6 protein-coding genes are annotated in these 11,869 nt (G+C 70.2%); 5 read left to right on the top strand and 1 reads right to left on the bottom strand.

All coding sequences use genetic code 11. The features are described 5' to 3' along the window. Positions 1-211: 211 nt before the first annotated feature. The 5 genes from HCC78_RS03490 to HCC78_RS03470 all read left to right on the top strand — a co-directional run bounded on the left by HCC78_RS03490 (position 212) and on the right by HCC78_RS03470 (position 8,740). Positions 212-907 carry an aspartate/glutamate racemase family protein gene (locus HCC78_RS03490; protein WP_172327350.1) on the top strand — a complete coding sequence of 232 codons (696 nt, stop codon included), beginning with the start codon at positions 212-214 and terminating at the stop codon, positions 905-907. 1,652 nt (positions 908-2,559) lie between these two features. Beyond that, positions 2,560-3,792 (top strand): amidohydrolase family protein, encoded by a 1,233-nt coding sequence (locus HCC78_RS03485; RefSeq protein WP_172327349.1) that lies wholly within the window; start codon positions 2,560-2,562, stop codon positions 3,790-3,792. A 477-nt stretch (positions 3,793-4,269) separates the two neighbouring features. Further along, the gene (locus tag HCC78_RS03480; RefSeq protein ID WP_172327348.1) at positions 4,270-5,703 is read left to right on the top strand and encodes a DUF6880 family protein; all 1,434 of its coding nucleotides are present in this window, start codon (positions 4,270-4,272) and stop codon (positions 5,701-5,703) included. Between the two features lie 148 nt (positions 5,704-5,851). Then, positions 5,852-8,203: a bifunctional diguanylate cyclase/phosphodiesterase gene (locus HCC78_RS03475; RefSeq protein ID WP_172327347.1), complete on the top strand. Its 2,352-nt coding sequence runs from the start codon at positions 5,852-5,854 to the stop codon at positions 8,201-8,203. Between the two features lie 297 nt (positions 8,204-8,500). Then, complete coding sequence (locus tag HCC78_RS03470; RefSeq protein WP_108262133.1) at positions 8,501-8,740, top strand: Lrp/AsnC ligand binding domain-containing protein; 240 nt, start codon at positions 8,501-8,503, stop codon at positions 8,738-8,740. A gap of 70 nt (positions 8,741-8,810) precedes the next feature. Here HCC78_RS03470 and HCC78_RS03465 read toward each other — a convergent pair whose 3' ends face one another. Beyond that, on the bottom strand, positions 8,811-11,717 hold the full coding sequence (locus HCC78_RS03465) for a hypothetical protein (RefSeq protein ID WP_172327346.1): 2,907 nt from the start codon (positions 11,715-11,717) through the stop codon (positions 8,811-8,813). Positions 11,718-11,869 lie beyond the last annotated feature (152 nt).

Here is an 11,869-nt window from a genome sequence, read left to right as displayed (position 1 = left end):
CGGCCGAACGCGCCCCGAGGGACCCGGCAGGGCACATGGACATCACCGGCCGATGCAGATCTCCGGGACGCCGCGAAGACCGGGGGGGCGCCTGTGCAGGACAAGCCGGGGCAGGGGACGGGGCCCGGCATGGCAGCGAAGCGGATTGCGTCGGCCGCGCCGCCGCCCTAGGCAGCTTCCGTCCCGTGTCCCGTCCGGAGCGTCCTTCCGCATGTCCCGTCCCGCCCCCTTCATCGGCATCCTGAGCCTCGACACCGTGTTCCCGCGCATCCCGGGCGATGCGGGCAACCCGGAGAGCTACCACCTGCCGACCCGCGTCGCGCTGGTGGAGGGGGCCGATCCGACCCGCATCGTGCAGGACGGGCAGCCGGTGCCGGACCTTGTCGAAGGCTTCATCGCCGCGGCCCGGCAGCTGGAGGCCGAGGGCGCCTGCCTGATCACCTCCACCTGCGGCTTCCTGATGTCGGTGCAGGCCGAGATCGCGGCCTCGGTGCGCGTTCCCTGCCTGCTCTCCGGCCTCTGCCTGATCCCCCTGGTGCAGGCGATGACTGGCGGGCGGCCGGTCGCGGTGCTGACCGCCTCGGAGGCCGCGCTGGGACCCCGCATCCTCGCCGCCGCCGGAACGGATGCCGGAGCGGTGCGGATCGGCGGCATGTCGGAGAGCACGCTGTTCCGCGAGACCTTCCTGGCCCCGAAATCCGCGCAGCGCCGGGGGTTCGACCGCGGCGAGATGGAGGCGGCCGTGCTCGCCCGCGCCCGCCGGCTGATCGCGGAGCATCCCGGGGCGGGGGCGCTGGTCCTGGAATGCGGGAACCTGCCGCCCTATGCGGGTGCGCTGCGGCAGGCACTGCCTGTGCCGGTCTTCTCCATCCTCGACGGCGCACGGATGATGGCCCCGCCAGCCTGACGCGGCGCCGGTCCGGTCGGCCTTTCGGCAGCGCCCGAAGCAGATAGTCGGGATGGGCGCTGGAGATGCGGAGGCGACGGACGGCCAATGCCGGGTGGCACTCGGGAAGCGCATCCCGCCGGATCGGCGGATCCCGACCCCGCTACCGAATATCCGCGGCGGCATCGGCGCCTCGGCACGGCACCTGCACGGCAAATGCGAAATTCGTCCCGCGAGCCGGGCGCGAGGCGCGGATGCCAGGACCGCTCCGGAAATGGCGCAGCGACGGCCCGTCCCGCCATCGGCAGGGGAGAGGCCGTGCATCGCCTTTGCCCGGAAGTTGGCCCGCGCCCTCAGGGCGGCCGAGCCCCACGATCCGATCCAGGCGCGCGACGTGCCGGAACAGGACAGCTTTCCGGCGCCGCCCGGCCGCGTCAGCACCGAGCCCCGCGCAGGCTTCCAGAGACCACCGCGGGCACCGCCATCTGCCCCGGGACACCGCGGTGTCGGCACTCCCAAATCGATCCATGAGGTCGATTTGCGACCGCCTCGACGCCGAGCCGAGCAAGTGCTCCGGCTGCCGGACCCCGGTCGCGGCTTTCCGCGAAGTACTCGCCAAACCAATCTCAACCGGAGCCAGTGCCGCAACCGAGGTAGAACTCACCCGCGGTGCCAGCCGCCACGGAACGGGAAAAGACGCTGCGCAGCCGCATCCCCGCCAGGCAGCAGAAACGCCGCGAGGTCGGGCGTTCCGGCGCGGTTGGGGCCGGATGCGTTCCGGGACGCCCGCCGCATCCCGCCGACCTCCTTTGTCCGCCGCGCCAGACCGCCAGGGCGACGGCCTGCACGGCTTGCGACGGAAGCGCTTTCAAAGGGCGCAGCCTGCCTCTGCCGCATGCCTCGGCGGGGCAGGACTTGGCCTCCGCGGAACGGCTGGCGGGCGATCCCGGCCAGCCAATGGCTGCGGAGGGGCTGTGCCCATCCCGGGAAAGCGGGCCGCGTGCGCCCGGCCACCGGACCGGGCAGAACCGCGCGGCCGGGATCGACATCGCCCGTCCCGGGGTGCTGCTGGCGCCCAGCCCGATGCCCGCGCCGAGCGCGCCCACGAGCCGGAACGAGGGGCAGGAACCTGCAGACCGCCGGACGGATGAATGCCGCCGCTTCCGTCAGGTGGCACCATGCGGCACGGGACTTGCCCCGGCCCGATCCCGGAGCCCCCGTCGAGGACACCCGCCGCCTGCAACCGCCAGACCAGCTATGCGCGCCTCCGGACCCAACCCGGGACCGTCTCCACATCCGGGCCGTCCAGTGCGGCAACCGCAGCCCGGCCCGTCTGCCGGCCGGGATCGCGCATCTGGGGTTTCCGGAAACGGGGGGAGGCCACCGGGCACTGCCTGGGCAGGGCCTGCAGCGGCTTGGCCGCTATGGGCCGCGTCGGCCCGCTCCCGGGCGGGCCGTTGGACGGGAGGCAGCCGAACCGGCGCCGGCCGGCCGCCCGGAACCGGGCCTGCCGCCGCGATGGCGGGTTTCGGCCGCCTGCCGGAACGGCTAACGGTGCCGATGTCCCGGCCCAGCCAGCTGGACACCGCCCATGCGCTGACCGCGCCGCTGGCCGGAACGAACTGACCGCCGCGGCCGGGTCCGCGCGCGATGCCGAAGAGGAAGACAGGATCATGGCCGCCACGGTCTACACGAATGCACGCCTCGCCCTGCCCGGCGCGGAGAAACTCGGCGCGCCGGGCTCGGTGACGGTCGAGAACGGCCGCATCGCCCGGATCGGGGGCACGCCGCCCGAGGGCGCGGAGACCGTCGATCTGGGCGGGCTGACGCTGATGCCGGGGCTGATCGACTGCCATTTCCACGTCGTGGCGCATTCGCTGGATCTCTGGGACAACGCCACCGCGCCGGACTCGCTGGCGGCCTTCCGCGCCGGACGGGTGATGGAGGAGCTGCTGGACAAGGGCTTCACCACCGTGCGCGACCTGGGCGGCGCCGATATCGGCCTGGTGCGTGCGGTGGAGGAGGGATTCGTAGACGGGCCGGACCTGGTGATCTGCGGCAAGGGCCTGTCGATGACCGGCGGCCATACCGACCTGCGCGCCCGCACCGACATCCGCCCCGACGCAATGGGCTGGCGGCTGGGCAACATGGGCGTGCTGGTCGACGGCGTCGACGAAATCCGCCGCGCCTGCCGCAAGATGCTGAAGGAGGGCGCGCGCTTCATCAAGGTCATGGCCAATGGCGGCGTCTCCTCGCCCAACGACCCGATCGATTCGATCCAGTACTCCGCCGACGAGATCCGCGCCATGGTCGAGGAGGCGGAGAACGCGGGCAGCTACGTCTCGGCGCATGTCTACCATGACGCCGCCATCCGCCGCTGCGTCGAGCTGGGCGTGCATTCGCTTGAGCATTGCAACCTGATCACCCCCGAAACCGCGCGGATGGCGGCCGAGGCGGGCTGCATCGCGGTGCCGACGCTCGTCGCCTATGAGGGGCTGAAGCTCGAGGGCGCGGCGCTCGGCCTCGGCGCGGCGGAGCAGGCCAAGATCGACATCGTCCGCGACAAGGGCATCGAGTCGCTTGCGGTCATGCGCGGGGCCGGGCTGCCGATGGCCTATGGCACCGACCTGCTGGGCCAGCTGCGCAAGTATGGCGGCATGGAATTCGAGCTGCTCGCCAAGGTGCTGAGCCCGGCGGAGATCCTGCGCTCGGTCACCGAGACCGGGGCGAAGCTGTGCCGGATGGAGGGCGAGATCGGCGTGATCGCGCCGGGCGCGCGGGCGAACCTGATCGCGGTCGACGGCGACCCCTTCGCCGACATCGCGCTGCTCGGGAAGCCCGAGGCGCATCTGATGCTGGTCGTGAAGGACGGCCGGATCGCGCGCGACTACCGGACGGCCGCGTGACGGCTGCGCTTGCTCCGCCCGGCCCGCGGCATCGCCCGCCGCTGGCCCGGGCGCGGCGGCACGGGTCTTCGCGCTGACGGCAGCGCAGCCCGGGGCCTGCGACTGCGGCCTGACGGCCGTCCCGGCCCTCGGCCCCGCTTGCCGGCGTGTGGCGTGGCCGTTCGCGGGAACCGGCGGCTTCGCCGTGCGGAGCTTTCGACCTGCGTGGCCGGGGCCCTGCTCCCGCGCGGCGAACTCGGAGCGGCAGCCCCGGGCCTCCGGATATTCCGGCGTTCGCCCGCCGCCCGGCAGCCTCCGGGCCGCCCCTGCAAGCGGCCGCGGCGGCCATGGCGGCGCATGCCTTGCGGTGGCGGCCGCGGCAGTCCGGCCGTTCCGTCGCTGCAACCTCGCGCGGGGCGCCCTCTGCCCGGTTGCCCCCGTCGGCCGGATGGGTCAGGGTCGCCCCGCATCCTCTGAAGCAAGCGCGGCGCCGTCTCCATGTCGAAGAAAACCCTGAACCAGGCCAATCTGGAAAAGCTCGGAGCCGAGGCGCTCGCCGCGCTGGTGATGGAACTGGTCCAGGGAAGCGCCGCGCTCAAGCGCCGGGCGCGGATGGAGCTTGCCGCCGCGCAGGGGGCCGACGAGGTGGCCGCCGACATCCGCAAGCGCTTGGCCTCGCTGCGCCGCGCGACCTCCTGGGTCGACTGGCGCAAGCAGAAGGCGCTGGTCAAGGACCTGAACTGGCTGCTCGCCATGATCGGCGGCTCCGTCTCGCCGGAGGATCCCGACGCCTCCTTCGAGCTCCTGTGGTCCTTCCTGCAGCTCGCCCCCTCGATCCATGCCCGCACCGATGACAGCAACGGCGCGCTCGGCGAGGTCATGGGCAGCGCCGTGGAGATGATCGGCGCGCTGGCGCCGCAGATCTCGGCCGACCCCGAAACCCTGGCGGAGCGCATCCTCGACGCCGTGGCCGGGGCCGATTTCGGCGAGTTCGACGGCATCATCCCGGCGCTCTCCGAAGCGCTTGGACAGGCGGGGCTGGCCCATCTCAAGGCGATCGCCACCGAATGGCAGGCAGCGCCGCCGGAGCGCGCCGAGCTGGAGCGCTACCGCGGCTACGGGCTGTCCGCACCGGCGGAGACCGCGCGGCGCCATCGCAAGCTGGCCGGCTCGATCATCCTGGCCGATGTCGCCGATGCCCAGGGCGATGTCGATGCCTACATGGCGCGCTACACGCCGGAACAGCTGACCTACGGCACGATCGCACCGGATGTCGCCCGCCGCCTGCTGGAGGCCGGGCGCGCCGCGGAGGCGGAGCGGATCGTGGCCGCGGCGCGGGCGGCGGAAGACGGAAAGGGGCTGCAGCTGTTCCGCCACGAGCTGGACGAGGTCTACGAGGACTGCCTCGAGACGCTGGGCCGGACCGAGGAGCTGAAGGCGCATCTGCGCGAGTCATTCGCCGCCGGGCTGAATGCGCGCTGCCTGCGGAAATACCTGAAGCTGCTGCCCGATTTCGACGATATCGAGGCCGAGGAGGCCGCACTGGACCTGGCGGAGGCGCATCCGCATCTGGGCGGCGCGCTGCATTTCCTGGTGCGCTGGCCGGCCCATGACCGGGCCGCGCGGCTGGTGGTCGCGCGCGCCGCGGAGCTTGACGGCAATGCCTGGGACACCTGTTCGGCGGCGGCCGACGCGCTGGAGCCGAAGCATCCGCTGGCCGCAACCCTGCTGCGCCGCGCGATGATCGGCGACACGCTGGCGGGCGGCAAGTCGAAGCGCTACCGCCACGCCGCGCGCCACCTGGCCGACTGCGCCGCCGCGGCTGCGGCGGTCGGCGATTTCGGCGCCTTCCCCGATCACGCGGCCTATGTCGCCGGGCTCCGGCAGGACCATGGCCGGAAATACGGGTTCTGGCAGCTCGCTGAGGGCTGAGGGCGACCACTGACGTCCGGCCAACCGGCGCAAGGTTGCGCGGCAGCAGGATTTCTTGCCGTTGCGGCAAGTTCCGTAAACATTCGGTTAACCAGTTTGGAGGAATTTCGCATCCGGAGCAGATCGAACGGCCACGAGGAGATGCGCCATGACCCTCCGGAGAATCCTGGCGCTGTCGTTCCTCCTCGCCTGCGGCCTGCCGCTGCTCGTGTTCTGGCTCTGGCCCCACTCGACAGCTCTCGAGGCCGAGCTGGAGCGCGCCCGCGAACGGCACCTGGTTCTTGCCCAGGCGGCGGCCGAAACGCTTTCGGTCTACCAGGAAAACGTCACGGCGACCTTTGCCGCCATCGTGAGTTCGATCGACCGCGGCGCCGACCTGTCCTTCGCGGGCGACCTTCTGGAGTCGCAGGCCTTCTCGCATTTCTGCGTGATCGACGCGGAGACCGGGCAGCTGCTCCGCGGCTTCAGCCCGGCCGGCGTCAAGCTGCCGGACCGGGTGCCCCCGGAGCTTCTGGACGAACTGAAGCGGCGCATCGCCGAGGGCACTCCGCCGCTGTCCGAGGTCTGGATCGGGGCAGGCGGCGATCCGCAGTTCCTGCTGGCGCAGGCTCTGGGGGACAGGATCGTCTTTGCCAGCGTAAACGGCAGCTTCCTCAAGCGCATCGCCGACAAGATCGTCTTCGGCCAGGGCGGCCACATGGCGATCATCGACGCGGCCGGACGCATCATCGCCCATCCGAACCCGGCCTGGGTGCGGGAGGCCAGGGATCTCGGCCGGGTCGAGAGCATCCGGCAGCTCCTCGATGCGCGCACGCCCGGGATCCGGGTCTTCTTCTCGCCTGCGCTGAACGAAAATGTCGTGGCCGGCGTCGCCTCCGTGGGCGGCTCGGGCTGGCATGTGCTGGTGCCGCAGCCGGTCTCGGAGGTCCATGCCACGATCGTCGCCGGGCGCAAATCGGCCATCCTCGTCTTCTCGTCCGGCCTGGCGCTGTCCGCGCTGGTGGCGATCGCCGCCGCCGCCTTCATTTCGCGCCCGCTCAACGAGGTCGCGGCCGCCGCGGAGAAGATGGCGGCAGGCGAGGAGGGCATCGCCGTCGGCGAGATGTCCCGCTTCGCGCCCTCCGAGCTGCGCGCCCTCGGCGTGTCCTTCAACCGGATGGCCCGCCGGATCGAGCGCACGCTGGAACGGGTCACCAGCCTGGCCCGCCAGGACCCGCTGACCGGCCTGCTGAACAAGCGTTCCTTCGAGGAGGCCGCCAGGCGCTGGCTGGACACGGCGGGGCAGGGCGGCGAACTGAGCCTGCTGCTCTTCGATCTCGACAATCTCAAGACCATCAACGACGTCTACGGCCATGCCGCCGGCGACAGCGCCATCGAGGCGGTCGCCCGCGGCCTGCAGGCGGCGTTTCCGCCGCCCTGCCTGGTCTCGCGGGCCGGCGGGGACGAATTCCAGGTGCTCGGCCCGCGCGAGGAGCACTTCGCGCTGCGCCGCAAGCTGGCACCGCTCGTCTCGGGTCTCCCGGTGGAGATCGGCCCCGATGTCGCGGGCGTGCTCAAGGTCGCCTGCAGCATCGGCGTCGCCCATTCCGGACCCGGACCGGCCGCCGCGCTCGAGCAGCTCGTCAACCGCGCCGACGAGGCGATGTACCTGGCCAAGGAGCGCGCCTCCGGCCTGCAGGTCTACCAGTCGGCCATGCACGGACGCACGCAGCGGCGCCTCGGCCTCTCGGCCCTGCTCAAGCGGGATGTCGAGGAGGCGAAGGTCGGCGCGGTGTTCCAGCCGGTCTTCTGCGCCCGGACCGGCGCGCCGGTCGGCTTCGAGACCCTGGCGCGGTGGCAGGACAGCGGGTTCGTCGCCGTCCCCCCGCAGGAATTCCTCGGCCTCGCCCGCGACGCCAGCCTGCTGAACGAGCTCGACTGTTGCATCCGCCGGCAGGCCTGCGCGCTCGCCCGGGCGCTGCGCGACCAGGGCTCGCCGGTGCAGGTTTCGGTCAACGTGACCGCCCCGGCCCTGGCGCGCGCCGATTTCCTCGACCGCTTCCGCGCCGATCTGGACCAGGCGGGGCTGGGACCCCGCGACATCGCCGTCGAGGTGACAGAGACGATCTTCCACGACCGGCACGGGCTGGCGGTCGATACGCTCTCGCGGCTCGCCGGGACGGGCATCGCGATCCATCTCGACGATTTCGGCAAGGGGTTCTCGGCGCACGGGCTGCTGCCGCTGTGCAAGTTCGAAGGCATCAAGATCGACCTGCGCTTTGCCGGCGACCCGCTGGCCGATCCCAAGGCCGCCACGATCGTCGGCTCGCTCGCGCGGCTCGGCGCCGATCTCGGGCTGGCGGTGACCATGGAAGGGATCGAGACCGAACGGGAACGGCAATTCGCTCTGGGGCTCGGGGCACAGCGGCTGCAGGGGTTCCTGCACGCAAGACCGATGGGCCACGCCGCGGCCCTGGACCTGCTGCGCGACCCGAAACTCAGCGAGGCCGCGAGCATGTAGCGCCAGGGGCGCGTGCCGCGCCGGTCCCGGCAGGGTCAGATGGCGGCGGGAAGCTGCCGGGACTTGGCGGGGAGGCAGGGGACAGGTTCATCTCGGCGCCTGCCGTCCGGAAGCACTGCACCTCGCCCCCGGGGAACCGGGGGCCCGCAGGTGCCGCCCCGAAACTCCGGCCGGGACGCAGCCGGCCGCCAGAAGGCGCTGGATCGACCGGCTTCTCCTGCGATAGGGGAGGAGGGCAGGCGCGCCGCCGCGGCGCGGGGCCGGACCGGCCGGCCGCCCAATGGAAGGACAGGACACATGACCCAGGCGCTCTTCATCCAGATCCGCTGCCGCCCCGGCACCACCTACAAGGTGGCGGATGCGATCGCGCTCAAGGAACTGCATTCCGAGCTTTACTCGACCAGCGGCGAATACGATCTGCTGATGAAGCTCTACCCGCCGGAGGATGCCGATATCGGCAAGTTCATCAACGAGCAGATCCTCGGCATCGACGGCATCGAGCGCACCCATACCATCGTGACCTTCCGGCCCTGGTGATCCGCCGCGACCCCGGCATGGAAAAGGGGCGGCACGGAGCCGCCCCTTCCGGTTTCCGGCCTGGCCGGCGTCAGGCGAAGACAAGTTCGTCCGCGCCGTAGGCCATTCCGGTCAGCAGCCCGTCCATCTCGAAGGCGAAGCCGTTGACCGTCTCGGCGAGGTGGGCCGTTTCGTCGTCGAGGGTGGTTTCCTCGCTGACGACGAACTGGGCCGTGGCAACGACGGTGTCGTCGGTCAGGCCTGCAAGCCGCAGGTTCGCCGTGTCCGGGCCGAAATAGCTGGCCAGGATGCCGGCCACCAGCGGATCGGTCCCGACCTCCGCGTCGAAGGCGAAGTCCGTCGGCGTGGCCGAGACCGCCTTGCCGGTGTCGAAGGCCTGGACGGCAACGCCGCCCCAGTCGACCACGCCGCCGGCATCCGCGGCGTCGAGCGCCGCCCAGCCGACGATTTCGCGCATGTGCCGCCCGGTATAGGCCTCGGCCTCCTGGATGGCATAGCTGAAGCCGGTCTCGGTGACATTGCCCACCCGGGCGATGTCCCACTGAACGCCGTTGTCGGTCTGAACCTGCAGCATGATGACGGGCGCTTCCTCGAAGGCCGTGCCGAAGCTGACCCAGTGGAACTCGTCGGTCGCGCCGCCCTCGAACACTGTCGTGCCGACCTGCAGCAGGCTGCCGTCGCTGAGCGACCAGGCACCTTCCTCGAGGGTCAGCAGGGTCACGGTCTCGGGGTTGTGGATGCCGTCATAGCCGTCCGGCTCCTGGATGTAGAAGCTGGCCCCGGTCGAGGTGATCTCGGTGAACTCCACCGTCGCGGCCTGCTGGCCGTGCATGGTGGCCGGTGTCGCGAAGACGACCGGGTTGAGGAAGCTGCCCGCCCCCTCGAACGCCACCGTCTTGACATTGTGGTCCAGGCCGGTCACGCGCTGCACGGCGCCGATCTGGTCCTCGTTGAACGAGTAGGCCGTCTGGTATTCGACCAGAAGCTGCATGTCATAGAGCTTGGCCGCATCCTGCTGGTCGCCCTTGATGTAGATCGCGGTGTCGAGCCAGTCCTGCTCCAGGTTGACCCCGTTCGGCGTCACCGCCGAGAGGATCAGGCCGTCCGGCACGGCATCGCCGGCACCGTACATCCCGTTCACCATCGACCAGCCCGCATCGATGATGCCGTCGGCATCGACGTCCAGCGTCTCCGGCGCAATGGTCATCCAGCCTGCGCTGCTGGCCAGCGGCGAGTCGCCCGCCCAGTCGAGCAGGTTGATCGTCGTGGTGGTCAGGTCGCCGGTGTCATACTTGATGTTGTCGGACTGGAACGGCGGCTCGCTGTTCTCCTCGAGCGGGATTTCCAGCCCCGGCAGATCCTGGCCGAACTTGTTCGGGGTCAGGCGCCAGCGCGGCCCGGAGACAAGCGCATCCTCGTCGAAGCCCGCGGCAGCGGCATCCTCGGCGGTCCGGAAGCTCTCGTAGACATTCGCATAGGGATTGTCCGGATAGACGTCATAGGACCATTCGAAGGGTTCGCGGTCGATCGTGGTGTACCAGGCCGCTGTAAGCCCCTGCTCCATGTCGGCGGTCGAGAAGTCGAGATCCGCCGCCGCCGCCAGCGCGGCAAGCGACAGGTCGCGCAGCACGGTGCCGATCGCATTGCCCTCGGCATCCTCGTTGCGGTAGCCGACCAGCACGCCCGCCGGATCGTAGACGGCGGTGCCGCCGGCAGCCAGGTCGATATGGCCGCCGGCGTCGAGCACGAAGTAGCTCGGCAGCGCGGCGCCCGTGCCGTCATAGCTGTCGACCGGCGAGACCCAGAGCGTGTTCGCCGCGTCGTCCGGATCGGTCACCACGTAGTAGGAGGGCAGGCGTCCGGTGGCGGCCTCGTTCTCGAAATCCTCCGGCCGGATCTGGTCGTTGGGGTTGTTGGTGATGGTATGTGTCACCACCAGTTCGGCCTTCGTGATCACGTAGCCGCCGGAGCCGTCCTCCAGGCTGTCGGCCACGCCGTTGCCGTCCTCGTCGCGCGTCCAGTCCTCGGGCAGCGCGATGTCGACCTCCATGCGGATGTCGTTCGGGCGCTTCACGGCCTCGCCCCAGCGGTAGAGCAGCTTGCCGTCATCCTTGACGGTGACGGAATAGTCCTGCCCGTAGGCGATGTTGTAGGTGACGCTGGACTCGTTGGCCTCCAGCACGTCGGCGATGTCGGCATCGCCGCCATAGCCGTTCAGCACCTTGTCCTGCAGGTCGATTGTGCCGTCATTGCCCAGGTCGACCGCACCGACCAGGTGCTCTTCGGCGGTGCCGTCGCCGTCGGCGTCATACTGCACGGCGGCCTTGGTGATGCGGTAGGTGTCCATCACGCCGTCCCGGTCGAAGTCCAGGTCGGCCATCACCGCGTTCAGGCCGGGGTCTGTGCTGTCCATCGCGCCCTGCAGCGCGGTGACGACTTCCTTCAGGTAGAGCTCGTGCAGCGGCCCCATTTCGAAGACGCCCAGTTCGTTCGGCTTCAGGTCGAGCAGCTTGAGATCGTTGTCGAGCGGTCCGAGCGCGTCGGGATCGTCGGGATATGTCTGGTCGGAGAGCACGGAGACCATCGTCGCGTAGTGCTCGGTCGAGGCCTTCACGGTCACGCCGCCGAGGCCCATCGACCAGGTGCCGAGCGGCGCACCCGACAGGAACACGTCTGTCGGCGCGTTATGGACCGCCAGGCCGACCGTGTTGCCGTCGATGTCGTAGATGTTTCCGGCGTAGCCCTCGCCGAAATCGCCGTCGAGCTCCTTGGCTTCGGCGCCGATGAAGTCGCTGACGTAGAAGCCGAATTCGTTGTCGATTCCGTACAGGATGTCGCCGTCATGGTCGACGAACGGGACCACTGCCGATCCGGAGCTGTCGAGCATCGACATATAGTCAAGATACTGCAGCCCCGAAAATGTGGCGGTCAGGTCATTGACCGAAAATGTATGTAGTGCGGATGCATAGGTTGCCATTGTCCTATCCCCCCTCAAGCAATCAGCGCTCCGCAGCACGATTGCCGCGGGGAAATGCGCAGTCCGAGTAAACACATTTTAAAATCGCGATGCCATGACACGTATCAAATTATGCTAATTTGTAAATTTTCCTGCCGCCGCGGAAGGCCGGG

Origin of the sequence: Mangrovicoccus sp. HB161399 (assembly GCF_013184745.1) — a bacterium.
Taxonomy (GTDB): domain Bacteria; phylum Pseudomonadota; class Alphaproteobacteria; order Rhodobacterales; family Rhodobacteraceae; genus Mangrovicoccus.
The sequence above is the reverse complement of the archived record's forward strand: the minus strand, read 5'-3'. Positions and strand labels throughout refer to the sequence as shown.